The organism is Iodidimonas gelatinilytica (assembly GCF_008579125.1).
Classification (GTDB): Bacteria; Pseudomonadota; Alphaproteobacteria; order Sphingomonadales; family Rhodothalassiaceae; genus Iodidimonas; species Iodidimonas muriae.
Genome location: NZ_BKCL01000001.1, coordinates 390,188 through 416,064, shown reverse-complemented (window position 1 = coordinate 416,064; position 25,877 = coordinate 390,188). Strand labels below are relative to the sequence as shown.

General features: G+C 53.9%; 19 protein-coding genes and 4 pseudogenes. 11 read left to right on the top strand and 12 right to left on the bottom strand.

Features of this window, described 5'->3' with window-relative positions; genetic code table 11:
- The first annotated feature begins 7 nt into the window (after positions 1–7).
- The 3 genes from JCM17844_RS01830 to JCM17844_RS01820 are packed head-to-tail and all read left to right on the top strand — an operon-like array spanning position 8 to position 3,453.
- Positions 8–2,671 (top strand): PAS domain S-box protein, encoded by a 2,664-nt coding sequence (locus JCM17844_RS01830; protein WP_149999380.1) that lies wholly within the window; start codon positions 8–10, stop codon positions 2,669–2,671.
- Between the two features lie 25 nt (positions 2,672–2,696).
- Positions 2,697–3,149, top strand: coding sequence for a response regulator transcription factor (locus tag JCM17844_RS01825; protein ID WP_210431156.1), 453 nt, complete (start codon positions 2,697–2,699; stop codon positions 3,147–3,149).
- Entirely contained in the window at positions 3,130–3,453 is a 324-nt protein-coding gene (locus JCM17844_RS01820; RefSeq protein ID WP_149999378.1) for a winged helix-turn-helix domain-containing protein, read from the top strand. Before JCM17844_RS01825 ends, JCM17844_RS01820 begins: the two co-directional genes overlap by 20 nt.
- Before the next feature lie 128 nt (positions 3,454–3,581).
- On the opposite strand, the gene JCM17844_RS01815 is transcribed toward JCM17844_RS01820, so the two are convergent.
- Both JCM17844_RS01815 and JCM17844_RS01810 read right to left on the bottom strand, forming a co-directional pair.
- The gene (locus JCM17844_RS01815; protein WP_149999377.1) at positions 3,582–5,006 is read right to left on the bottom strand and encodes an SPOR domain-containing protein; all 1,425 of its coding nucleotides are present in this window, start codon (positions 5,004–5,006) and stop codon (positions 3,582–3,584) included.
- A 47-nt stretch (positions 5,007–5,053) separates the two neighbouring features.
- Entirely contained in the window at positions 5,054–6,169 is a 1,116-nt protein-coding gene (locus JCM17844_RS01810) for a CaiB/BaiF CoA transferase family protein (protein ID WP_235898870.1), read from the bottom strand.
- Between the two features lie 105 nt (positions 6,170–6,274).
- On the opposite strand from JCM17844_RS01810, the gene JCM17844_RS01805 reads away from it, so the two are divergent.
- Complete coding sequence (locus JCM17844_RS01805; RefSeq protein ID WP_149999376.1) at positions 6,275–7,501, top strand: bifunctional alpha/beta hydrolase/OsmC family protein; 1,227 nt, start codon at positions 6,275–6,277, stop codon at positions 7,499–7,501.
- A gap of 134 nt (positions 7,502–7,635) precedes the next feature.
- On the opposite strand, the pseudogene aspS reads toward JCM17844_RS01805, so the two are convergent.
- Positions 7,636–9,410, bottom strand: a pseudogene (aspS, locus tag JCM17844_RS01800) (aspartate--tRNA ligase).
- Positions 9,411–9,632: 222 nt separating this feature from the next.
- Here aspS and rnd point away from each other — a divergent pair.
- On the top strand, positions 9,633–10,790 hold the full coding sequence (rnd, locus tag JCM17844_RS01795) for a ribonuclease D (protein WP_149999375.1): 1,158 nt from the start codon (positions 9,633–9,635) through the stop codon (positions 10,788–10,790).
- Positions 10,791–10,918: 128 nt separating this feature from the next.
- On the opposite strand, the gene dksA is transcribed toward rnd, so the two are convergent.
- Positions 10,919–11,335, bottom strand: coding sequence for an RNA polymerase-binding protein DksA (gene dksA / locus JCM17844_RS01790; RefSeq protein WP_149999374.1), 417 nt, complete (start codon positions 11,333–11,335; stop codon positions 10,919–10,921).
- Between the two features lie 246 nt (positions 11,336–11,581).
- Positions 11,582–12,010 (bottom strand): flagellar assembly protein FliX, encoded by a 429-nt coding sequence (locus JCM17844_RS01785; RefSeq protein ID WP_150002537.1) that lies wholly within the window; start codon positions 12,008–12,010, stop codon positions 11,582–11,584.
- A 216-nt stretch (positions 12,011–12,226) separates the two neighbouring features.
- On the opposite strand from JCM17844_RS01785, the pseudogene JCM17844_RS01780 reads away from it, so the two are divergent.
- The 3 genes and pseudogenes from JCM17844_RS01780 (at position 12,227) to JCM17844_RS01770 (ending at position 14,212) form a co-directional block, all read left to right on the top strand.
- Positions 12,227–13,383: pseudogene (locus JCM17844_RS01780) on the top strand (flagellar basal body P-ring protein FlgI).
- Entirely contained in the window at positions 13,383–13,745 is a 363-nt protein-coding gene (locus tag JCM17844_RS01775; RefSeq protein ID WP_149999372.1) for a rod-binding protein, read from the top strand. Before JCM17844_RS01780 ends, JCM17844_RS01775 begins: the two are co-directional and overlap by 1 nt.
- A 2-nt stretch (positions 13,746–13,747) precedes the next feature.
- The gene (locus tag JCM17844_RS01770; protein ID WP_149999371.1) at positions 13,748–14,212 is read left to right on the top strand and encodes a hypothetical protein; all 465 of its coding nucleotides are present in this window, start codon (positions 13,748–13,750) and stop codon (positions 14,210–14,212) included.
- Here the strand turns inward: JCM17844_RS01770 and JCM17844_RS17045 are convergent.
- From JCM17844_RS17045 to JCM17844_RS01740, 6 genes and pseudogenes are all read right to left on the bottom strand, one after another.
- Positions 14,189–14,875, bottom strand: coding sequence for a hypothetical protein (locus JCM17844_RS17045; protein WP_371864736.1), 687 nt, complete (start codon positions 14,873–14,875; stop codon positions 14,189–14,191). The genes JCM17844_RS01770 and JCM17844_RS17045 overlap by 24 nt on opposite strands.
- Positions 14,870–15,783 (bottom strand): annotated as a pseudogene (locus tag JCM17844_RS17040) (Ppx/GppA phosphatase family protein); the annotation flags it as partial. The gene JCM17844_RS17045 and the pseudogene JCM17844_RS17040, both read right to left, overlap by 6 nt.
- Before the next feature lie 67 nt (positions 15,784–15,850).
- Complete coding sequence (locus tag JCM17844_RS01755) at positions 15,851–18,040, bottom strand: RNA degradosome polyphosphate kinase (RefSeq protein ID WP_149999577.1); 2,190 nt, start codon at positions 18,038–18,040, stop codon at positions 15,851–15,853.
- Between the two features lie 208 nt (positions 18,041–18,248).
- Positions 18,249–18,926, bottom strand: a complete 678-nt coding sequence (locus JCM17844_RS01750) for an HdaA/DnaA family protein (protein WP_149999368.1) — start codon at positions 18,924–18,926, stop codon at positions 18,249–18,251.
- Positions 18,926–20,098, bottom strand: coding sequence for an AI-2E family transporter (locus JCM17844_RS01745; RefSeq protein WP_149999367.1), 1,173 nt, complete (start codon positions 20,096–20,098; stop codon positions 18,926–18,928). The genes JCM17844_RS01750 and JCM17844_RS01745 overlap by 1 nt, the downstream gene beginning before the upstream one ends.
- Positions 20,095–21,273 carry a DUF2066 domain-containing protein gene (locus JCM17844_RS01740; protein WP_149999366.1) on the bottom strand — a complete coding sequence of 393 codons (1,179 nt, stop codon included), beginning with the start codon at positions 21,271–21,273 and terminating at the stop codon, positions 20,095–20,097. The genes JCM17844_RS01745 and JCM17844_RS01740 overlap by 4 nt, the downstream gene beginning before the upstream one ends.
- A 198-nt stretch (positions 21,274–21,471) precedes the next feature.
- Here JCM17844_RS01740 and purM point away from each other — a divergent pair.
- A pseudogene (purM, locus tag JCM17844_RS17035) lies at positions 21,472–22,628 on the top strand (phosphoribosylformylglycinamidine cyclo-ligase).
- A gap of 3 nt (positions 22,629–22,631) precedes the next feature.
- A complete protein-coding gene (purN, locus tag JCM17844_RS01730; protein WP_149999365.1) occupies positions 22,632–23,318 on the top strand; it encodes a phosphoribosylglycinamide formyltransferase in 687 nt (228 codons plus the stop codon).
- Positions 23,319–23,398: 80 nt separating this feature from the next.
- Here the strand turns inward: purN and ndk are convergent, their stop codons facing one another.
- A complete protein-coding gene (ndk, locus tag JCM17844_RS01725; RefSeq protein ID WP_149999364.1) occupies positions 23,399–23,821 on the bottom strand; it encodes a nucleoside-diphosphate kinase in 423 nt (140 codons plus the stop codon).
- A 165-nt stretch (positions 23,822–23,986) separates the two neighbouring features.
- Here ndk and JCM17844_RS01720 point away from each other — a divergent pair, with 165 nt between their 5' ends.
- Positions 23,987–25,807, top strand: coding sequence for an ABC-F family ATP-binding cassette domain-containing protein (locus JCM17844_RS01720; RefSeq protein WP_210431151.1), 1,821 nt, complete (start codon positions 23,987–23,989; stop codon positions 25,805–25,807).
- The last annotated feature ends 70 nt before the right edge of the window (positions 25,808–25,877 follow it).

Below are 25,877 nucleotides of genomic sequence, written 5' to 3'. Positions count from 1 at the left end.
TTCGGATATGTCGCTTCGCGCGACAAGTGAACAGCTTACCAATTATTTTGAACTGGTAAGCCATGGCATGTGTATTTTCGATGGCTCCCTGCGTTTTTTATGGGCGAACAGGCGATTCCGGGATCTCATGGAATATCCGGCTTCCTTATGTAAACCGGGAACATCTATCGACGCATTTGTGGCTTTTGATTGCCGGCGCGGGCTTTATGGATCGGCCGACCCGGCCAGCATTGCATCGGAACTCAAGATCGAGCTGAGTGCCCTGCGCAATTCTCGGGTTGAAATCCAGCTCCCCAGTAAACAGATCATCGCAATCGACCGGCGGCGCGCAGATGATGGGGCTTTCGTTTTTGTTTGCACCAATATCACATCGACCAAAAGAAACGCCGAACGCAGCAATCAAGACAGTACCATCATTCGACATTTGGCAGATGCGGTGGTTCTCACTGACCTTCAATACCGCATCATTTTTAAAAATCCCGCTTATCTCAAGCTGTTTGGCGTAATCCTTGAAGAGAAAAAGCCTCATTATCTCCCACCCCATGATATGACGGCGCATATTTCCTATGAGCACTTTATCGAGGATATGGAGCATGCGATCAGCACATTGGGGCGTTATGAATTTGAATTGATCCTGCCCCTTCGGAATGGTGACCAAAAGACCATCCACGGGACTTTGATGCCCCGGCGCGACCGCTCTGCCAATCATGTTGGCTATATCGGGCTTTATCATGATGCAACGCACCATGCCAAAGACCGGCATCGGCTGGACCGACAAGACCGGGTTATCGCCCAATTAACGGATTCCGTTGTGGTCGCAGATCATGCCGGGCGCGTGTTGGATTGCAATCCTGCGACCGCAAAAATCTTTGGGTATTCCTTTGATGAAGTGAAAGGGAAGCCTTTTCTTGAAATCATTCGACCTATTGGCGATCAAGAGGAGGCCGCCCGCATCGCCGCAGAGACATTGCGTTCAGGCCAAAGCTGGTATGGCGAATTGAGCCTGCGTCATAAAGACGGGCACATTGTGATTGCCGACTGCATAGTCCAACCCTTCTATGATGAGAATGGCAAACATATAGGTCGGATCGGTATTCACCGCGACATCACCGAGCGCCATCGTGCGAAAATGGAGATCCACCGCCAGAATCTCATTATCGAGCATATGTGGGAAGGGGTGATCGTCACCGATTGCGCCGGTGAAGTGGTGAAATATAATGCCAGCGCCAACCGCATTCTGGGCCTTGGTTCCGAAACCCCGGAATCAAAAAAAGCACGCGATCTTTTGCAAGATATTGCACAACAAGTGGCTCAATATGGGCGCTATGAAGGCGCCTACCAACTGGGTGAAGAAAATGGCGGTTTCATCCATATGGAATGTTTGGCCATGCCCGTTCTGGATCAGGCAGGCAAGATAGATCGGGTGGTCAGTGTGCACCGCGATGTCACCGATCGCGTCCGCAATCAGCAAGAACAGAAAGCCCAGGCCGAACGGCTCGAGCGTTCTCGGCGGCTGGAAACGCTTGGCCGAATCGCAGGCGGTATCGCGCATGATTTCAATAATCTCCTGACCCCTGTTTTGGGATATGCGCATCTTGCCAAGGCGGACTTGCCTGAAGGAAGCCAGCCTAAAAACGATATCATGCGGGTGATCAGTGGCATGGAGAAAGCCCGTGATATGGTGCGGCAGATCCTGACCTTCGGCCAGCGTATTGATGCACCAAAACAACCTGAGCATTTTGACACGCTGATCGCTTCCAATCTCGACCTTTTGGAAGGAAGCCTCTCTGAATCCATCAAGGTCGTATGGAAGCCCGGCTGTGGCGATGCCGTTATTGCATGCAATAAAACGGCAATTGGTCAGATCTTGATGAATTTATGCTGGAATGCGGCCCAGGCCATGCCCGAAGGTGGTACACTTCTGATTGAAACAGATCAGGGCGGTGACTGGTCCAATATCAAGCAGGATCATGATCTGGATGGAACGGCCCATGTGCGCCTATTGGTCGGCGATACCGGGCCGGGCATCGAACAATCGAATATCGATCTCATCTTTGAGCCTTTTTTCACCACAAAAAATTCAGGAAACAATACCGGGCTCGGCTTATCCGTTGTCCACGGTATTGTTCGCGCCCATGGTGGCGTTATCACCGCGTCAAACAGGCAACCCAAAGGGGCCTGCTTTGAAGTTTTCTTACCACAATATATGGATGCTTCTGGAGAAAGCCGTCCACAACAGGCCCCCGGTGCCAATGATGCACGCCATGGCCGGGGAGAAACGATCCTCATTGTCGATGATGACGATGATGTGCGGGAACTGATGGCCCGCATGCTTTTAAAATCAGGCTTCACCCCTTTGAGCGCTTCAAACGGCTTTCAAGCCTATGAGCTTTTAGAAAAAAATCCAGACATTCGACTGGTTTTAACCGACCTGAACATGCCCGGCATGACAGGGGACCAACTGGCCCGAAAAATAAGGGACGACGGGCGCAGCATCCCGATCTTGTTGATGAGTGCCATTATCGACGCCCGTATCGTGCGTGACTACCAATCATGGGGTGTTCATGCGCTTTTGCACAAACCGATCATTCCTGATGACTTAATTCATGAGCTTTTTTCGCACATCAATCCAACCAAAGATCAGGATTGTGCAGAAGAGAATATCTGTTGACCTTTACATGAAGATGGGGATTTTCATGGAGAATACCGCGATAAACCTCGCTAAAAAACCACAAACCATTGACGGCGCACGTATTTTAGTCGTTGAAGATGATGCAGAAATTGGCGATCTGGTGGAGCGCTGCCTTGCGGCAGAAGGCCACCATATACACCGTGCTGCAACCGGTGCAGATGCTTTGGACAAATCCAATGACATCCCCCTTGATCTGGCCATTGTAGATCTGGGATTGCCGGATCTGGATGGCATGATTTTGGTGCGCCAATTCACAAGCCGATACGGCATTCCCGTTCTGGTTCTAAGCGGACTTGCACAAACGGCTCAACGGGTGCGTGGTCTGGAAGAAGGGGCCGATGATTATATTCCCAAGCCCTTTGAACCGGAAGAGCTCGTAGCCCGCGTTGGCGCCTCTTTAAGAGCACGACGCCAAGCATCCAGCGGTCCTACAGTAAGTGGAAAGCGGATCAGTTGATGATTGGATTGTCGATATTTTACGGGAAACCCTGTTTGATCAGGATGGCCGCGCCATTCCCCTTTCCAATGCAGAATTTAAACTTTTGCAAGCCCTGCTCGATCACCCCAACAAAGTGCTGTCGCGCAAGCATATCTTGAACATGACCCACACCGATATGGATACGACGGAACGCAGTGTGGATATTCAGGTGACCCGCTTACGGCGCAAGCTGGAACAAAATGGCACACGCCCACAGCTGATCCGAACGGTACGCCGGTTGGGTTATATGTTGGTTGCAGACCGGATTGAACCCATCGATTAAGCCTGTTCACGCGGCCTAACAAAACCATCCCCCAAAGAACATTTTTCGTTTCTTTGGGGGCAAAAGGCCGGTGCATGGCTTCTCAACAAAAGAGGGCGACCTTAATCTATTGGGGACTGGTCGTCTTTTCAGTCTTCAAAAACAAGCGTTTTTACATCGCTTTTTTCTGGCAAAACCACACAGGCTGCCTTCGCTTTTTGAAGCGCATCACAAATATTGCGGCCCGCGCTATAGCCTGAAACCGGACCGACCAAAAGCCGCCAGATATCCTCTCCGCCATTGGATCGGGCCTGCTCGAAAAGCGGGGCGAAAGAGGATAAAGCCTCCAAGGATTTTACACTTTCCCAGCCGCGCTGAAGCCGTGCCTCGCTGGAAAAAGATCCCAATTGCAGGTGATAGCTGGGGATTTGCTCGTCGCCAGACTCTTCATCGGTGGTTTTTTTCGCGCTTTCATCTGCCACAGATGGCATGGGAGCAATGGGTGTTTCGGCCATTTGCTCTGGCCCTGCCCGATCTTGCTCAACAAGCTCTTGATCGACCTTGTCTGAAGCGGTGACCATGTCCTCAAGATTTGTGGAAGAAATCGACGATGTTTCCTCCGTACCAAGATCATCGGCAAGCTCTGCAACCATCACAGCGGCATCCTGATCGGCTGTTTTCGCCTCTTCTTCGGTATCTTCGGCTATGATGGCTTCAGCCACAATGTCTTCTTGCTGTGGCAATTGACCAAGAAACACCGCCTGTGCCCGATCTTGGGGGGCCAAATAAGCCAGCCGATCATAAAATGGCTGATTAACCTTCACCTGTCCAACAGACATCACTTGCGATGCAATCAGGCCTGCTTCTTCTGCATTGCCCTCCATCGCCACCACCAAGGCAAGGTTTTCCTGCGCTGCATTGCTGGACGCCCTCCCTTCATTTTTATTTGCCGCACTTGCCCGTTCGCTCAACGAGCCGAGAATATCTTTGGCAGCATCAAATTCCCCTGAAATTGCAAGGGACAAAGCCATATTGCTCATGATATCCGGATTATCAGGGGAGCGAACCAGACCTTCCGCATAGGCTTTGCGCGCCATAAGCGGTTGCCCCATCAGATCATGGACAACGGCGGCCAGATTATAGCTTTGCGCCGTTCCCCGACCTTTTTTGTGTAACCGGTCAAGCAATTCCAGTGTTTTTTGCGGGGCATGGTCGCCAATAGAAAGCGCGGCCAATGTTATGAGGGCTTCATCGTGATACGGATCCAGAGCCAAGGCCCGCTCCAGACTCTGCCTGGCGGCATCCCGTGCGCGCATTTCAAAAAAGTTCCGCCCGATCGCGGCATGAATATCCGGATCTTTGGGATCTTCCTGAACGGCTTGGCTATAAAATTGCATAGAGGTTTGCCATTCCCCGGCCTCTTGAAATTTTTTACCAAGACGCTTGAGTCGGACGGCATCCATATCCGTAACGCCAGCCGAGCGCCCCCGATCGGGCGCTTCAGGCTGTGTGGCGCACGCGCTTAACACAAGAAGGGCTGAAAAGCAGGCTATCGGAGCCAATTTCACCGGCATTCTTTCACGCTCCCCATATTTTCATTCCTTATTGTCTCGCGGATTGATCAATTGAGCAATCTCTGCGTCAGAAAAACCGAATGTCGCCAAAATATCTGCGCTTTGCTCTCCGGGTAAAGGCGGGGCCCCTGCACCCTGCCCGGTGTTTTCGACAAACGCGGAGCCGGCGCAGGCTGGTGCAGACCATCTTGTTCGATGAATGTTTCCCGCGCCATCATATGCGGATGATCCGGCGCTTCCTTATAATCCAGAACCGGTGTGAAACAGGCATCGCTTCCCTCAAAAATCGCACACCACGCATCGCGGCTTTTCTCGGCTATCCGTTGCGTGATGGCAGCGCGCATGGCCGGCCATTGCTTCATATTGAAAGGCTGCGCAAAGGCCGGATTGTCTTGAAGCCCCATCCGCTTGACGAAATCAGCGAAAAATTGTGGCTCCAATGGCCCAAGCGACACATATTTCCCGTCAGATGTTTCATACACATCATAAAAAGGCGCGCCACCGTCCAATAAATTCGCGCCCCGCTGGCTTTGCCACAAACCGTCAGCATCCAGCCGATATACAATGCTCATCAGGCTGGCCACACCGTCCACCATTGCCGCATCCACCACTTGCCCCTGCCCTGTGGTGCGGGCCGATAATAAAGCGCACAGCATCCCGAACACCAAATAAAGCGCCCCGCCGCCAAAATCCCCCACCAAATTCAACGGAATGGCCGGCTTTTGCCCTGCATTGCCGATGGCAGCCAAAGCGCCGCTCAAGGCAATATAATTGATATCGTGGCCTGCTCTTTGCGCCAAAGGTCCGCTTTGTCCCCATCCTGTCATGCGGCCATAAACAAGGCGCGGATTCACCTTCAAGCAATCATCGGGACCAAGGCCCATACGTTCCATCACGCCGGGGCGGAACCCTTCGATCAAGCCATCGCTTTGGGCCACAATCTGCAGCAAAGCTTTGCGTCCGGCTTGGGATTTAAGGTCAAGAGCAACAGACTGTCGCCCACGATTAAGAATATCATGCCGGGGATTGCCAATCCCTTGAGACGCACCGGGACGGTCCACACGAATAACCCGCGCACCCTGATCGGCCAGCAGCATGGCAGCAAAAGGCCCCGGCCCGATCCCGGCGATTTCAACAATCGTGATCCCTTTTAATGCGCCCATGACTTTCATTCCCTTATGAAATTCTTATCTGAGACTGCCGACATGCCATGCTATGGCTAGGGTGCGAACTGCCAGTTTCGGTTTTACTGCCAAAAGGAGAATTCTATGCGCAGCGAAAAGGTCACCTTCGAGGGTACACAGGGAAAACTTGCCGCGCGGCTTGATCTCCCCGAAGGGCGTCCGCGCGTTTATGCCTTGTTCGCCCATTGCTTTACCTGTTCCAAGGATGTGTTTGCGGCATCACGCATTTCCGCCGGATTGGCCGAGCTTGGAATTGCCACTTTGCGCTTTGATTTTACCGGATTAGGGGCCAGTGACGGCGAATTTGCCAATACAAATTTTTCCTCCAATATCGATGATCTGCTAAAAGCCGTTTCCTTCATGCGCGACAACTATGAAGCGCCGAGATTGATGATCGGCCACAGCCTTGGCGGAGCCGCTGTTCTGGCCGCAGCTGGCGGTGTCGAAGAAGTAGAGGGCGTGGCAACGGTGGGAGCGCCCTTCGATCCTGAGCATATTCGTCATCATTTTGAAGATCATATCGAAACCATTGCGAAAAATGGCGAAGCGGAGGTAACGATCGGCGGACGGCCATTCCGCGTGAAAAAGCAGTTCCTTGATGACATTGCGGGCCACGATCAAAAAGAACGCATCGCCAATCTGAAAAAGCCTTTATTGGTGTTTCATTCACCGCTGGATCAAATTGTCGGCGTGGAAAATGCGGGAAATATCTTTGCGGCGGCAAAGCATCCGAAAAGCTTTATTTCGCTGGATAAAGCCGATCATCTGCTGAGTGCCAAGGAAGATGCGGCTTATGTTTCGCAGGTCATCGTTTCCTGGGCGCGGCGTTATGTGAAAGGGCTGGAAAATCCCGAATTGAACAGCCGCTTCAAGCCCAATGACGATCACACCATCGTTGCCGAAGCGGGAACCGGAAAGTTCACGCAAACGGTCAATTCCGGCGGCCATATCCTGATCGCAGACGAGCCGGAAAACTATGGCGGCGACAATCGCGGCCCCTCCCCCTATGGCTATCTGTTATCCGGCCTTGGCGCGTGCACATCCATGACCATTCGCATGTATGCAGACCGCAAAAACATTCCGCTCGAGCATGTGTCCGTGCAGCTTAAGCACTTAAAGATTCATGCAAAAGATTGTGAAAATTGCCAAACCGATAATGGCATGCTGGACAAGATCGACCGTGAAATTGAGTTAAGAGGAGACCTAAGCGACGAACAACGCGTAAAGCTGTTGGAAATCGCCGATAAATGCCCTGTGCATCGCACCTTACACAACGAGGTGATCATCAATACAAAATTGGTCGACGCCTGATTGCCGTCCGTCTCGTCATTCCCGGATTTGACCCGGAAATCCAGACTGTTCTGGTGAAGAAAGGCCTTCCCCCGCTCAGGACTCCCGGATCAAGAACTAGATCCGGGAGCGACGGGCAAGGAAGGCTTTTTTCGTTATTTTTTCGGCGGTTCCACAACGCGGATATGCAGCTCTCGTAGTTGTTTTAGATCCACGTTACCCGGTGCACCCATCATCAGGTCTTCCGCCTTTTGATTCATCGGGAACAAAATCACTTCACGGATATTGGGTTCATCGGCCAGCAACATCACGATGCGGTCGATGCCGGGGGCCAAGCCACCATGGGGCGGTGCGCCATAACGGAAGGCATTGAGCATCCCCGAGAATTTCTCTTCCAGAACATCATTGGAATATCCGGCGATTTCAAACGCCTTCATCATGATATCGGGGCGATGGTTCCGGATCGCGCCAGAGCTTAGCTCGATCCCATTACACACAATGTCATATTGATAAGCGAGAATATCCAGAGGGTCTTTGGTTTCTAGCGCTTCCAGACCTCCCTGGGGCATAGAGAACGGATTGTGCGAGAAATCCACGCGCTTTTCGTCCTCATCATATTCGAACATGGGGAAGTCGACGATCCAGCAGAATTTATATTCATCTTGGTCGATCAAGCCCAGTTCTTCCCCGACCCGGGTCCGCGCAATCCCTGCCAGTTTTGCCGCTTGTGCAGGCGTTCCGGCAGCAAAGAACACGCCGTCATTGTCCGAAAGGCCAAGGAACGACAACAATTGGGCCGTTTTTTCTTCCCCGAGATTTTTGGCAATGGGGCCGCCGGGCACACCATCCTTGATATTGATATAGCCCAGCCCCGCATAGCCTTCGGAGCGTGCAAAATCGTTCATCTTGTCAAAGAAAGCACGGGGGCGCGCTCCCGCGCCGGGGGCGGGAATGGCCCGCACCACAGAGCCTTGCTCGATCAGCTTGGCAAACAAGCCAAAGCCCCCACCACGGAACTGTTCGGTGACATCGACAATTTCAATGGGGTTGCGCAGATCGGGCTTGTCATTGCCGTATTTCAGCATCGATTCCGCATAGGGAATACGCGGGAAAGGCGGTTTCGTTACCGGCTTTTTGCTGAATTCTTCAAACACACCATGAAGAACCGGCTCAATAGCATTGAACACATCTTCTTGGGTAACGAAGCTCATTTCCACATCGAGCTGATAAAATTCACCGGGGCTGCGGTCAGCGCGGGCGTCTTCATCGCGGAAACAAGGAGCAATCTGGAAATACCGGTCGAAACCCGCAACCATGATCAACTGCTTGAACTGCTGTGGCGCCTGAGGTAACGCATAAAACTCGCCGGGATGCAAACGCGACGGCACCAGAAAATCCCGTGCACCTTCCGGCGACGAGGCGGTGAGAATCGGCGTCTGAAACTCCATGAAGCTTCATCTGTCATGCGGCGACGGATGGACGAGATCACCTTGGAGCGCAAAACGATATTGCGGTGCATGGTTTCGCGGCGCAAATCCAGAAAACGGTATTTCAAACGGATGTCTTCCGGATATTCCTGCTCGCCAAACACGGGCATCGGCAATTCTTCCGCCGCGGACAGCACTTCGATCTTGTCGCAATAAACCTCGATCTCGCCGGTATCCAGATCCTTGTTCACCGTATCGGGCGTACGCTCGACCACATGACCATCGATACAGATCACAGATTCGGAACGCAGGCCTTCTGCAACGCTGAAACTGGCACTATCCGTATCCATAACCAATTGTGTGATCCCATAATGATCACGCAGATCGATGAACAGCAAATTGCCATGGTCGCGCTTGCGGTGCACCCAACCGGATAGCCGCACGGTTTCGCCTACATGGCTTTGGCGCAGATCGCAGCACCGGTGCGTACGATATTGATGGATGGTTTTGGCAGTATCTGGATTGGACATAGAGATCACTCGAGCTTGTTTCCGGCGAGCCGGTTCTGGCAATGTGGTTTAGACAGTCTTTCAATTGCGGGTAAAGCGCATGGATCGCCACTCTTTGTCAAGCATACCAACCGCCCTATCTTGTAATGTTCAAGGCTGGGATTGCAGACAAAAGATGTGTATAGCTCAATTTTTAACAGACAGAATTCTCAGCACATGACCTTGATCACCGATACAGCCTCTCTAAAGGCACTTACAGAACGGCTCTCAAAAGCAGCCTATATCACTGTCGACACCGAATTCATGCGCGATAGCAGTTATTATTCAAAGCTGTGTCTGGTGCAGGTTGCCGATAGCGATGGGGCCTTTGCCATCGACACCTTGAGCGAAGATCTCGATCTCGGCTCTTTTTACGAGTTGATGTTCAATCCTGATGTTTTGAAGGTTTTTCATGCCTGCCGGCAAGATATGGAAATATTTTTTCACGCCACGGGAAAACTGCCCGCCCCCATTTTCGATACGCAAGTGGCGGCAATGGTCTGCGGTTTTGGCGAATCCGCCGGTTATGAAACGCTGGTAAAGCAGATCGCCGGAAAATCGCTGGATAAAACCGCCCGCTTCACCGATTGGGCGCGGCGGCCATTGTCTGACCGGCAGCTGGACTATGCCTTGGGAGATGTCACCCATCTTCGGGTAATTTATGACAGGCTTTCCAGCCAACTTGTCTCCAGCAAGCGCGAGGCGTGGGTGCTGGAAGAAATGGAAACCCTGACCAGTCCCGCCACCTATCGTCTGGAGCCGCAAGATGCTTGGAAACGGATCAAATTCCGTTCTGGCACGCCGCGCTTTGTGGCCCGCTTGCAGGCCTTGGCCCAGTGGCGGGAAGAACAGGCGCAAAGCCGCAACATTCCCAGAAACCGCGTGGCCAAAGACGATATTTTGCTTGAATTGTCCGCCCATCCCCCTTCAACCCCGGAAGCACTGGATCATGTAAGGGGATTGTCCAAAGGCTTTCATGCCAGCGCCACGGGGAAGGATTTATGGAAGGCTCTGCAAGAAGCACAAGCTTTGCCTGATAGCGCCCTGCCCGTTTTGCCAAAGAAATCGCGTATTCCACAAAAAACACCCCCCATTGCCGATCTTTTGAAGGTGTTGCTAAAAAGCCGGTGTGATGAACTGGGTGTGGCGCCAAAACTCGTCGCCAATAGCGCCGATATTGAAGAATTGGCGCGGCAAGATGATCCGAAAATCAAAGCCTTGACCGGATGGCGTTATGATGTTTATGGCCGCGATGCCTTGGCCTTGAAAAACGGGGAACTGGCCTTGACGGCTGATGGGTCTCTCATTGAAATCGTCGAGATCGAAAAAGACTGACCCACAACATGTGATCCGTGCCCTTTGTGGCCCCGAACATTCCCTTTCGTCACTCCCGGGCTTGCCCCGGGAATGACGAAAGAAAGAGCGGACGCGGCCATGCAAGATCGAAACACAGCCTTCAACCGTCAATCGTCGCGGTGAACTTTTTCCATTTTTTCATGCCGCTCCTGCGCTTCGAGCGTCATGGTCGCAATGGGACGGGCATCCAGCCTTTGCAAGGAAATGGGATCCCCCGTCACCTCACAATAACCATATTCGCCCTGCTCTAACCGACGAAGTGCCGCCTCGATCTTGGCCACAAGCTTGCGTTGCCGATCCCGGGTACGCAATTGAATCGACCAATCGGTTTCCGAGGAAGCCCGGTCCGCGATATCCGGTTCTTTCAGGCTATCTTGTTGAAGGTGTTCTAAAGTCTCGCGCGATTCTTTTAGAATTTCTTCGCGCCACGCCACAAGTTTCCGGCGGAAATATTCCTGCTGACGCTCGTTCATGAACTCTTCGTCCTTGGAAGGACGATAATCAGATGATAATTCCGTATCCATGCCGTCTATCCGCTCCTTATCTCAAAGGTTATCTGCGGAAGTCTCTACCCACAGGCACCGCACATGTTCCCCGTTAGCAGCCATAAAGGGTCACAAGCCCAACCCATGAGCATGGCATGTGCGACGCGCCGTTTTTATAAAGATTTAAGAGCAAAGCGGCAAGCGGTTAGAACCACGCAGGAACCGATTCTTTCAATTTTTTGAAGGATCGTGTGCAAATAAGTCTAACTTGTTGATGTGGCTTGCTTATTGTTCCAGCTTGGCCAGTTCGACTTCGGCGCGCAATTCGATATCATCCAGAATGGACATCAAAGCCGGGTCTTCTATGCCTTCTCTTTGTTGGCGTGTTGCCCGTGCAAGTTGGCGCAGCTTGCCTTGCGGAATGGCCCCCAGCAACAAACCGCGGCGCACCTCTTCCAAAATATCGAGCATATCCCGCGCCCGGGCCAATCCTTTTGATTGAGCCCCTCCCGCATCCGGCGCTTCTTGTAAGGACAAGAGCGATTCCACCGCCGTAACAGGCGCTGATTGCGCCGCGCGCGCGGACCCCGTTGCCGCACCGGGCGAAGAGGATTGCTCAATGGATTGCGCAAATGTCGCGCCATCGCCCGAAGCCTTTGAAGACTTGCGCGCGGATTTTGTCTGATCGGTTTTGCCAGAGCCATAAATACGCATGCCCACAATCTACCCGCCACAGGCCCCCAAGAGCAAGACTTGCCGACATAACAGGTAATTTTCGCCGCCAGGCTTATCTTCCTGCGGGGCACAGCCCATAACCAATTGATTATAAATAATAATAATTTGGCACGAAAATCGCATAACAAGCGTGACCCAGTTTGGTTGCAAGAAATGCCCCCTGATTGGTTTGCTTTAATGAAAGAGATGCCGCTTATGTTCACGCTCCGCACATCAATAATCAGTGGTTTCACGCGCATATTGGCTTTGTATGGCCTTTGTGCCTCTCTTGTCTTGTCCCTAGGGGTGTCCCAGCCGGTTAATGCAGCATCGCGGTTGAAAGATCTGGTGAGCGTGGAAGGCGTGCGCGAGAACCAGCTTGTGGGATATGGGCTGGTTGTGGGGCTGAACGGCACGGGTGACACCTTGCGAAACGCCCCTTTCACCCAGCAAAGCATCGAATCCATGCTGGAACGGCTGGGCGTGAACACCCGTGATGCCGCCAATATGGTCACCGACAATGTGGCGGCCGTCATCGTAACCGCCGATCTGCCCGCCTTTTCCCGCCCCGGCAACCGCATTGATGTGCAGGTCAGCACCATGGGCGATGCGGAAGATTTGCGCGGCGGTGTGTTGATGGTCACGCCGCTCTTGGGGGCCGATGGCGAAGTATATGCGGTAGCCCAGGGCCCCATTGCCGTTGCCGGATTTGCCGCCACAGGTGCTGCGGCCAATATCACTCAAGGCGTTCCCACATCGGGGCGCATTGCCAGCGGCGCGATTGTGGAACGGGAAGTCCCTTTTGAATTTGCCAGCATGCAGCAGGTGAATTTGTCTCTCAAAAACCCTGATTTCACGACCGCCAAACGCATTGCCACCACCATCAATAATGCCATTGGAAGCAATGTTGCGCAGATGATAGATCCGTCCACCGTGCAGCTTGTGCGTCCCGCAGGGTTCGATGCGCCGCTGATCCAGATGGTTACGGACGTAGAGCAATTGACCGTCGAGCCCGACACCCCTGCCAAGGTGGTCATTGATGACCGCTCTGGAATTATCGTGATGGGGGCCAATGTACGGGTCAGCACCGTGGCCATCGCCCAAGGCAATCTTACCATCCGCATCAGCGAAACGCCGGTGGCGTCCCAGCCCAACCCCTTTTCCGATCAGGGCGACACTGTGGTCTTGCCCCGCACCAATATCGAGGTGGACACCGAATCCGAAAACCGCCTCGCCTTGGTGGAAAACAGCGTCACCTTGCAAGATCTGGTGAATGGCTTGAATGCTTGGGCATCGGGCCGCGCGATATGATCTCGATCTTGCAAGCCATCAAGGCCGCCGGTGCCTTGCAAGCCGATATCGAGGTGATGTGATGAACGTGACCTTTGTGCAAACCGGCGGCCCGGATTTGGGGCAAGCCGCCGTCGCCGGAGCAAAAGCACGGATCGATGGCGCTCGGCAAACAGCGCTGGCATCAGCGAAAAGCAGTGATATTTCAGCCCGTGAAGCCTCTATGCGGGAAGCGGCAGAAGGCTTTGAAGCCGTGTTTCTGGGGCAAATGCTTGCTCCCATGTTCAGCGGATTGTCCAGCGATGGCCCCATGGGCGGCGGCCATGCGGAAGAGGTCTTTCGGTCAATGCTGGTGGATGAAATGGGCAATGCCATCGCCAAAGCGGGCGGCGTGGGCGTTGCCGGCCCTGTCTATGAAAAACTGCTGTCCCTTCAGGAGATATGATCATGACCATGCAAACCCGGACGGAGCAAAAGACCGATCTGCCCAAAACAGTGCATAAATTCCTGAGCATAACGGATCAATTGACAGCCCTGCTCGCCAAGGAAAACCATTATCTGGAAACCCGCCGCCCTCGCGAAAGCCGGGCTTTGGTCGGGGAAAAACTACGGCTTACCCAGGATTATCGGGAAGCACTTGGCCAATTGCGGGTGGAAGAAGCCTCGGCCTTGGGGGAAAAGGGCTCGGACATACGAAAGCAGGTCGCCAAAAAAACAGAAATTTTCCGTGCAGAACTGGCCCGCCATGCAAAGCTGATCATTCGCTTGAAATCCATCAGCGAAGGCGTTGTAAAGGCCATCAGCGCCGAAGCCATGAAGCAGAAAAATCCCGTGCAGCATTATGGCAATAACGGGCGCATGGCCGATAATCGCGGGCTAACGGCCTCGCTAACCCTTGATTGCAATATTTGATGTCTCGTTCAGGGCCAGTTCCACCGATGACGTCAGGTGCATCTGATCGGCAAGGGCTTTCAAACGCCGTTCCACCACATCATTGACGATGGTTTCAAAGCCATCATCCACTTCCAGCACCAGATGATCGCCACTGCTTTTCAGGCGCACCCGCTTCAACAATTTGGATGTTCCGCCCGATACGCGATGACCCAAGCGCAGGGCGGCCCCTAAAACCAGCGCCTGCTTGACCTCTTCCGCCGATAAAAGGCTGCGGCACAAACGCGCCAATCGACTGTTTTGCGAGCCGCCATTGATTTGGTTCAGGGCCAATCCCACAAAACCGCGATCCCGGTGATCCACCCCCACAAACCGCCCGTAAAGAATTTCCATCATGGCCCGTTCGGCCCGAAAATCCGGATGGCCGCGCCAGGCAATGTCGGAAAGCAGGCAAGTTCCGTAATAAAGGCGTTCCATAAAGGCCGGGGCTTTCGAGCCTTTGAATACCGGCGCAATCCAGTCCATCAAGCGGTCGCCATGTTCTTTGAAACGCCCGCCGATTTCGGCCATTTCCCGAGCTGCCGATATAAACGGATCTTCCTGCTTTTTCTGATCAGAAAGATGTTTATAGGCAATCCCTTCCCGCAGGCCCAGCGACGAGGTGATCACCCGCTTTGGCTTCATAATTTTCAGGATATTTTGCAAAATCAAGGCAGCAAGTGGCAGGGTTCCTGCGCGCCGGGACGGCACATCGCGCACTTTGGCAAGGCTTTCTGGTTCTTGTGCGGCAATCAATCCCGCCAGATTTTCCGCCTCTGCACCCCCGATGGAAAAACCATGTAAAATCTGCAAAACCGCATTTTTCTGCACAAGATTGACGCGGCTTACAGCGCGCCAAGACCCGCCAACAATATAAAAATTCTTATCTTGGCGATTGACCAGCCAATCCACCGTTGCAAGTGCGGTGGCGATCTCGCCATCAATGGATACCCTATCGTCGCCATATTCCCCCATCAGCCGCAATGGACCAATGGGCAAGGTGAGCCTTTCCTTACACTGCCCTTTTTCCACCTCGATCAATTCAAGACTGCCCCCCCCAGATCACCCACAATGCCATCGGCATCGGGAATACCGGATATCACCCCATAGGCCGATAAGGCGGCTTCTTCCTTACCGCTAATCACTTGCACCGGAATTCCGGTTTCCCGTTCTATTCTTTCAACGAATTCCGGCCCATTCGAAGCATCACGCACCGCGGCCGTTGCCACCGCTTCGATGCGTTTGACTCGCATGGTTTTCAATAACAACCGGTAACGCCGCAAGGTGGCAATGGCAGAGTCAACGGCCTCATCATCCATACGGCCCGTTTTGCCGACCATGCGGCCCAATCCGCACAGAACCTTTTCATTGAACAGGATATGCGGATGACGGCTCAATCTGTCGAACACCACAAGGCGAACCGAATTCGATCCGATATCAATCACGGCGAAATGGTCGCGCGGATCGTAGATTGCCTTTATCAGGGAGCTATGAGACACAAATTTCGTTTCACCCTTATGCGGTTCGGGGAGGCGTTTCCCACCGCAATCCATTGAAATTCCGGACCCTATTGAGCCGCGCGCCACCGGTCAAGAGCGCAGCAATGCCTCATGACCCCCTTCAAGACTGCGATGCCGAAGCCACAGCCGAACCATCCGGCTTGGTGCTTCCCGCATCGTGGAAAGAAAAATCAACCTCCAGCTTTCCGGGCCGCTCGGATTCCAAAGCACTGCCGCGCCCGGAAAGGCTGGGATTTTTCATGAAATACATATGCGCCGAAAAGGGGTCTTCCCCCTCTTCCGGCTTTATTCTTTCATAAACGCCTTCCGAATCCAAAGACCAGCTTTGCTGATTGTCTTTCAAATTCGCCATCAAAACCTGCCCCATGATCTGTTCGTGAACCGTGGGGTTTTCCACCGGCACCAAAGATTCAACGCGCCGATCGAAATTGCGCGGCATCCAGTCAGCGGAAGAAATAAACAATTTGGCATGGGGAGATGGCAGGCTGTGGCCATTGCCAAAACACACAATGCGGGAATGTTCCAAAAAGCGGCCAACGATGCTTTTTACCCGGATATTGCGCGATAAATCCGGCAAGCCGGGCCGCAAACAACAAATACCGCGCACCACCAGATCAATTTCAACACCGGCCATGGAGGCTTCATAAAGCTTTTCAATAATGGTCTGATCCACAAGGGAATTCATCTTGGCCCAAATGCTGGCCGGGCGTCCGGCGCGGGCATGGGCGATTTCCGCATCGATCAATTTGATCAAGGTGCGCCGGATATCAAAGGGCGACATGGCCAATTTTTCCATATTGCGTGGACGCGCATAACCCGTGACATAATTGAACAACCGCGCCGCATCCCGCCCAAGCCGGGGATCGGCGGTAAAAAAGCTAAGATCCGTATAAATACGGGCGGTAACGGGATGATAATTGCCCGTACCATAATGCACATAGGTTTGAAGCGTGCCGCCTTCGCGCCGCACCACCATCGACACCTTGGCATGGGTTTTCAGATCGAGAAACCCGAACACCACCTGCACGCCCGACCGTTCCAGATCACGCGCCCACTTGATGTTTTGTTCTTCATCGAAGCGGGCTTTCAGCTCTACTAATGCTGTTACCGATTTTCCCGCCTCTGACGCTTCTTTCAAGGCATCGATAATTTCCGATTGGGACCCGGCGCGATACAGCGATTGCTTGATAGCCACCACATCGGGATCACGGGCGGCCTGACGCAAAAAAGCATGTACCACCTCGAACGATTCATAAGGATGGTGAACCACGAAATCCTTGGCCCTTATGGCGCGAAAAATATCGCCGCCATGATCGCGCAGTCGTTCTGGATAGCGCGGATTATAGGGCTTGAACTTCAAATCCGGCAGATCGTCGATAATCAATTGCTTGATTTCCCCGATTCCCAAAAGGCCATCCACCCGGCTGACCGTATCCGGATCGGCATCCAATTGATCGATCACCATCGCCGCCAGATCTTCCGGCATGCTCTTGTCGATTTTCAGCCGGATCACCCGCCCGCGCCGACGCCGCTTCAAAGCGGTTTCAAACAGGCGAATCAAATCTTCCGCTTCTTCTTCGATCTCCATATCGCTGTCCCGCACAATGCGGAACACACCACTTCCTTGCAGATCATAGCCGGGGAAAAGCTGATCCAAAAACAGGGCGATCAGTTTTTCCAAGGGCAAAAAGCGTATTTTTTCCGAAGGCAAACGGATGAAACGGGACACCTGATCCGGAATGGGCAAAAGCGCGCGAATCTCTTTGCCATCCGTGCTTCGGGTCAGGGACAGCACCAAAGAAAAGCCTAGATTGGGCAAAAACGGAAAGGGATGCGCCGGATCAATGGCCAAAGGGGTAAGCACCGGAAACACATTGGCGAGAAAATACGTCTCGAGCCATGCTCGCTCCTTGCGGGAAATATCCTCGGCCTCCAAAACGGACAAGCCGCACTTGTGCATTTCTTCGCGCAACTGCCGCCAACGCACCTGCTGTTCGGTGATAAGAATATCCGCTAATGCATTGACACGCCTCAATTGCTGCGCTGGTGTCAAGCCGTCACTGCTCACAGTTTCAATGCCGGAATCCACAAGCCCGCGCAGACCCGCAACGCGCACCATGTAGAATTCATCCAGATTGGTGGCGGAAATTGATAGAAACCGCAAACGTTCCAAAAGCGGATGATTGGTGTTGCCCGCTTCTTCCAGAACCCGCCGATTGAAATTTAGCCACGATAATTCGCGATTGATGAATTTATATCCGGGGGCGGCTTTTTGGATGGCCGCACGCATTGCCCGTGTGGGCTGCTTTTCTGCCACATCTTGTCCTGTGACATCAGCCTGCTCTGCAATCAAAGCCTGGTCCGTCACTTTTGAGGACTGATCAAGCGATTTGGATGCAGACATAAGGCAAAGCTCCCGAGAAAACACATATCCAGCCTAGACATGGCCCCCAATCCCCGCTGCGCAAGTATAAAGGCCATATCCCAAGGCCATTATGTCATAGAAATGACAGGTCGCTAAGGACAGCACGGGCCAAAGGCAGCGTAATCGGCTTTTTCCGCGCCAAAGACGCCGCATCAAGAGCCGCCACGGTTTTTTCCATCGCGGCAAAAGACCGCTCGATGCGCGGGATCACATAATCCACCAGTTTCGGGTCGGCGTGCAATTGCCGGTCCGACAAGCGCTTCACCATCAAAGCGGCAAGTAAATCATCGTCCGGCGCTTCAATATTGGCGATGGGCGTGGCCAAAAGCCGGGACCGCAAATCGGGCAAAGTCACATCCCATTGCGCCGGTGCCACACGCCCGCTCAACAGCAAAAAGCCTTCCCGTTCGCGCATCCAGTTATACAGATGAAAGAGATCCACCGGATCCAGCCGCCCTTCTTTCAATGCCTGATCCGCATCTTCCACAATCACCGCCGGATGGGGACGCAACATCAAACGGCTTCTGGCCCCGACCTCTTCCGCCGTCACCATATCTGCATTGGAACGCGCCCGCCAGACCGCCGCCAAATGGGATTTGCCGCACGCCGCAGGCCCCACAATCGCCAAAGAATGAGACGGCCAATCGGGCCAGCGGTCCATCAGTGCAACGGCTGCTGCATTGGACGAGGCAATGAAAAAATCTTCGCCGCGAAAGCTTTGCCGGTGCGGAAGATCAAGCGCCAATTGCATTATGATGGCTCCCCCACCGTCACATCATTTTCAAGAACAGCCGATGATTCTTCCACCGATAGGGCTTCAAACGATTCTCCTTCGGTTTCTTTCCGGTAATGCGCCATGGTCCGCCGTACCAACACCGAAACCACCGCCGCAACGGGCACCGCAATCATCACCCCGACAAAACCGGCCACTTCGCCGCCGGCAAACACCGCGAACAAAACCCAAACCGGATGCAGCCCCACATGATGGCCCAAAAGGCGTGGCGTTAAAATGGCCCCTTCCAAGGCTTGCACCACCAGCCACACACCGGCCACAAGACCAAGCTGGACCCAATCCGGCCCCCATTGCCCAAATCCGACGATCAGGGCAATGGCCGCCGCAAACAACATACCTAAAAATGGGATGATCCCCAGCAATCCGGCCAAAAGCCCAAGGATCAGCCCATAATCCAATCCCACAAGCGACCAGCCAGCGGAATAAAGCACCGCCATTGCGGCCATCACGCTCAATTGTCCCCGCACGAAGCCCGATAGAACCCGATCGATTTCCCGTGCAATGCCCCGGATTGTCGGCGCTTCTGCCTTTGGCAAAAGGCAATTGCCCTGTTCAATAATTTTGTCGTAATCCCGCAGCAAATAAAATGCCGCCATCGGGGCAATCAAGATCAACGCCAACAGGTTGAAAAAGGCCAATCCTCCGGCAAAAAGCTGCCCGCCCAAATTTTTCATACTGCCAAGCCCTTGCTGCAGGGCCGAAGCCAGAACGCTTTGCGCTTCCCGACCGATATCGCTGCCGAATTCCGCCTTCAGATCCATCATCGCCATGTCGATCTGGGCACGCACGGTTTCGATCACACCGGGCAAGGCCTTGATCAAGCCACTGATCTGGTTTTGCAAAAGCGGCCACAGGGCCACCAAAGCACAAAGCCCGATCACCGTCCCAAGCCCGATCACAAGGCCAGCAGCAATCCCCCTGCCCATTCCCCAGCTTTCCAGCTGGTCCACCAAAGGGTCCAACAGATACGCCACCGCAAACCCGACAATGAACGGCAGCAAAATCCCCCGTGTGAGATATGCAAAAAGCAAAAACACCGCCAGAACCAACCACGGCACATAGCGCGTCAGCGCCGCACTGGGCCGCCGCGGTTCTTTCGTGTCTTTCATCGCCCCCCCTTGATCTGTCATCGTAGATCATTCCCTTGCACATTTGCCCCCATATCGTGGTCTTGTTGTTCCGGGGTAGGTTCCGACCGTGTCAGTACATAGCCTTGTTGGCGTTTTTGCAAAGACAGGCGTGCTTGAGACAGAGCCAGCGTCAATTGCTCAAGATCGCCAATATAGCGAAGCTTAAATTCGGATAAAGGCAATCCGATTTGCGTGATATCAAGGGACCGGATAAGCGAAATTCCCGACAAGCGATTGCGCAATGTGATCCAGTCCTCAAAGCTTTGCACCGGTGCAATCACCGAGATCAGCGATTGCCCCTGCCCCGCTGTGACCAATGTGCGCGCTTTCCATGCGGTGTCTGCCTCGGTCATAACACGGTCGGCGGCGCGGGCAAGCAAGGCTTCCAAAGATTCATCCGTCTCGGCAACCACCACCCCTTGGCGCGCGGCCATACTGTCTGCTTCCGCCTCTGTCAGGGGACCAATCCCGATCTGATAGGATATCTTGCGCCGGTTCTTACCATAATCGAATCCCATCGTGGCTGTTGCTACCACCGCTTTTGACACCCCAAAGGCATGGGCAACGGTGCCTAGCTTATCCGGAGAGGCTTCTTCCAGAAGATGGGACGAGGAAAAACGGCGGGCCGTGAAGCTGTTTTCCGCAAAGTGATAGGCAATCAACCGGTTTTCCCGATCGGCCCCTGCCAAGGCCTGCCGCCATGGATGGTCACCATAAACATGCCGCACACCGCCCGATATGAACACCGGAATCAGCACATAAGGCCCCGCAGCCGATTCGGTATAAGACACCCCTGCTTGAGTAAATATATCGCGCACGGCATCCGCCGAGAAAGTGACATCCACCTTTGCCAAATAGCGTGTGGCGGACGACCGCTCATCCCGGATATCAACGGCACGGACCAGTTGTTCCAACAAGGGATCGCTGGCAGGGGGCAATAAACCGGCATCCTCTACCGCCACCAGCTTTTTAATCAGCCGATCCCATGCGCGGGTTCGCGCTTCGGTCAAGGCAAGCTGACGCGCCAAAGTGGCGGTTTTCGACGATTGATCCACCTCTATCCCGTGAACAGCAAACAGCCGGTCATCATCTTGTGCGCGCGCATCGGAAATGCCGGGGCTGACCCACACCCCGAACAGCCACAACAACATGATGAAAGGACCGGATAATTTCACATCTGTTCTCCTTTGGTTCGCCCCACTGTAACGCCTTGTTTGCAAGCATGGAACCATGATGCGCGATTTCGACAATCTGATGGCGCAGCGTTTCCGGGTCCAGCCCCTAAACCCGCGCTATATCATCATTGTCGCATCAACGCTTCGATTTCGCATTTTAATGGGAAAGGGACTTGCCCTCGCTGTGGATTTCCCTTCATGTTGCTCACCCCTCGAATCGGTATCAGAGGACATGCCATCGTGACCGGAAAAAGCCCCCGATCCTATACCTATGCGGACTCTGGCGTTGATATTGCCGCGGGCGACGCCCTTGTGGATGCCATCAAGCCCGCCGCGGCCTCGACCCGCCGATCCGGTGCCGATGCAGCCCTTGGCGGCTTTGGGGCGCTGTTCGATTTGAAAGCTGCCGGTTATAATGATCCCATTCTGGTTTCCGGCACCGATGGTGTGGGCACCAAGCTCAAAATCGCCCAGGCTGCGGGCAAGCACGATAGCATCGGCATTGATCTGGTGGCCATGTGCGCCAATGATGTTCTGGTGCAAGGTGCGGAACCCTTGTTCTTTCTTGATTATTTCGCCACCAGCCGCCTGTCCGGTCCTCTTGCCGCAGATGTGGTAACCGGCATCGCCGAAGGATGCAGGCAGGCCGGCTGTGCCTTGATTGGCGGCGAAACGGCAGAAATGCCGGGCATGTATAGCCATGGTGACTATGATCTGGCGGGCTTTGTTGTGGGGGCTGCCGAACGGGGCAGCCTGATCACCGGCGAATCCATCAAAGCAGGCGATCATCTCATTGGTCTGGCCTCCTCTGGCGTTCATTCCAATGGATATTCCCTGGTCCGTAAACTGGTGGCCGATTTGGCGTTGGATTACAGTGCGCCCGCGCCTTTCGATGGATCCCGAAGCTTGGCGAGGCACTGCTCACCCCGACAAAACTTTATATAAAAAGCTGTCTTCCCTTGGCCCGCAGCGGTGCCATCAAGGGGATGGCACATATCACCGGCGGCGGATTGCTTGAAAATATCCCCCGGTGCCTGCCCAAGGGCGTGCGGGCTTTGGTTGATGCTTCAAGCTGGCCCTTCCCTGCGGTGTTTTCCTGGCTACAAGAAGCCGGGCATATCACCCCCTTTGAATTGGCCCGTACCTTTAATTGCGGCATTGGCATGGTGTTGGTTGTGGCTGAAAATGCGCTGGACAGCACCCTTGAGGCTTTGCGTGCCGCCAATGAAACGGCCTATGCCATCGGGCGCATCGAGCCACAAAAAGACAGGGAAGCAAGATGTCGCGTCTATGCCCACAAAAGCGCATGGAACAGCCGTGAAGGCTTCGATACCGATAATAAAGGGATTGAATAACCCATGGCCCGCATGAACCTCGGTGTTCTCATTTCTGGACGTGGCTCCAATTTACGTGCCTTGATTGATGCCTGCGCGGATGAAAATTTTCCCGCCCGCATCGCCGTGGTCATTTCAAATCGCAAAGATGCCAGCGGATTGAGCTATGCCCGTGAAGCCGGAATCGACACGCTGGTGATCGAGCATACGGATTTCGACAGCCGCGCCGATTTCGACAATGCCTTGCATGTGGGGCTGACCGACTATGGGGTGGAGCTGGTGTGCCTTGCGGGCTTCATGCGCTTGCTGGACCCGGAATTTGTCAGCCGCTGGCACAACCGGATGATCAATATCCATCCCTCTTTATTGCCAAGCTATCGGGGCCTGAAAACCCATGAGCGTGCACTGGAAGATGGTGTGCGCTTTACCGGCTGCACCGTGCATTATGTGCGCCCCGAAATGGACTCCGGCCCCATCATCATTCAGGCCGTTGTACCCGTTCTGGCCGATGACACAGCGGCGACTTTGGGGCAGCGGGTATTGGGATATGAGCATCAGATTTATGTGGAAGCGGTGCGCCTGATTGCCTCGAAACAGATCAGGCCTTCGGGCGCACGGGTAACGGGCAAGGATCTGGATCTGCCGCAACAAGGCCTGATCAGCCCCATACCGGTTTCCGGGCTTTTGCCCGACGATTCATCCGGCTCCTGACCCTTTGGCCACAAAAAAAGGCGCGGAGAAATTCCTCCACGCCTTCCGTCATCAGATGACCGCCCAAAGCGGCATTAAATTCAGCCGACGATTTCAATGCCGGAGAAGAAATAGGCAATCTCGATAGCCGCATTTTCCGGGCTGTCAGAGCCATGAACGGAATTGGCTTCAATGCTTTCGGCAAAGCTTTTGCGGATGGTGCCTTCCGCCGCATCGGCAGGATTGGTGGCGCCCATGATTTCGCGGTTTTTCAAAACAGCATTTTCGCCTTCCAGAACCTGCAAAACAACCGGACCGGATGTCATGAAGGCCACAAGATCGTTGAAGAACGGACGCTCTTTATGCACGGCATAAAAACCTTCGGCCTGTGCTTTGGTAAGCTGGGCGCGCTTTTGCGCAACAATGCGCAAACCGGCGTCTTCCAACATGGCATTGATCTTGCCGGTCAGATTGCGGCGCGTGGCATCGGGTTTGATGATCGAAAAGGTACGTTCAAGAGCCATGATAGCGATGTCCCTGACTTTTAATTACTGGGGAAAAGGTTCGCGCGGCTTGTAAGCGATCACAGCATTAACTGCAAGCATTTGCGCTTGTCTCTGCGCTTGGCTTTCTTCTTTTTGGGGCAAATGGTTTCCGTGCGCCCAAAAATGTACTAGAGCGGTCCCATCATGCTGCATATCAAAGATCTGACATACCGTATTGGCGACCGTCTTTTATTCGACCGCGCCACCACCCATGTGACGCCGGGCCAGAAAGTGGGCCTGATCGGCCGCAATGGGGCTGGCAAATCCACACTTTTGGGACTGATTACCGGTACCTTGTCTCCAGAAGGCGGCTCCATCCATATTCGCCCCCGCGCCGCCTTTACTCTGGTGGGGCAAGAAGCCCCCGATGGGCCGCGCTCTTTGGTGGAAGCGGTGCTGGATGCCCATTATGAAATGCGCGATCTGCAAAAAGAGGCAGAAACCGCAACCGACCCCCATCGAATTGCCGATATTCATACACGATTAGCCGATCTCGAAGCCCATTCCGCCACAGCCCGCGCGGCCTCTATTCTATCCGGTCTTGGCTTTGATGCCGAAGCACAAGCGCGGCCCCTGAACAGCTTTTCCGGTGGGTGGCGTATGCGCGTGGCTTTGGCCTCTGCCTTGTTCACCCGGCCCGATCTGTTGCTGTTGGATGAACCAACAAACTATCTGGATCTGGAGGGCGTCATCTGGCTGGAAAGCTTCTTGCGCACCTATCCCTATACCGTTGTGGTGGTCAGCCATGACCGTTCTTTGCTCAACCGTGCCGTGACCTCGATTCTGCATCTGGAACAGGGTCGGCTGGTTTCTTATGCCGGTGGCTATGATGCCTTTGAAAATGCACGGCTTTTACGCAATGAACGCTTAGCCGCCATGAAATCGAAGCAAGATGCCCAAAGGCGGCACCTGCAGGCCTTTGTTGATCGTTTCCGCGCCAAGGCCAATAAGGCCAGTCAGGCGCAAAGCCGCCTTAAAATGCTGGAGCGGCTAAAACCCATCGCCTCGGTGGTGGAAGAACACACTGTGCCGTTCAATTTCCCCAAACCCTCGCCTTTATCGCCCCCCCTGATAACCCTTGATGCCGTATCGGTCGGCTATCAGGAAGACAAGCCTGTCCTGCGCAATTTGGACCTGCGGATCGACCCCGATGACCGCATTGCGCTTTTGGGGTCTAACGGGAATGGCAAATCCACCTTTGCCAAGCTGATTTCCAAGCGCTTGAAGCCCATGACCGGCAAGCTGACTGTGCCGCGCACCCTGAAGGTGGGGTATTTCGCCCAACATCAGCTTGATGAATTGCGGGCCAAGGAATCTCCTTATGATCATATGGCCCGTGTTATGCCCGATAGCACCGAAACCAAGGTACGGACCCGATTGGGCAGTTTCGGGTTTTCCGCCGATAAAGCCGACCGGGCCGTGGAAACCTTGTCAGGGGGGGAAAAGGCACGGCTGTTATTTGCCTTGATGGCCCATGCAGCCCCGCAAGTGATGATTCTGGATGAACCCACAAACCATCTGGATATCGACAGCCGCGAAGCCCTGATCCGCGCTTTGAATGAATTTGACGGGGCTGTTATTTTGATCAGCCATGATCGCCGGCTGGTGGAAGCCTGCGCCGACCGGCTGTGGGTTGTGGAAAATGGCGGCGTCCATTCTTTCGACGGAAATATCGAGGATTACCGGCAAAAGCTTTTGAAAGCGCGCGGGGCGCGCACGGATTCCAATGACAAGGATCAAGCCGCCAATGATCAGCGCAAATCCGACCGTCGGGCAGCAGCACAAGCCCGTGCAAAACTGGCGCCCTTAAAGCAGGCTCTGGCAGATGCGGAAGCGCATATGGATGATCTGACGAAAAAAATCGCCCGCATTGAACGTGCTTTGAACAATCCGGGGCTTTATGATGCTCGGTGGCCAATGGAGCCGCCAAAGCCGCCCATCTGCAACAAGAACAGGCAAAGCTGACACGCGACATGGACGCGGCGGAAGAACGCTGGCTTATGGCGCAAGAGGCTCTTGAAAAGGTAAAACAGCC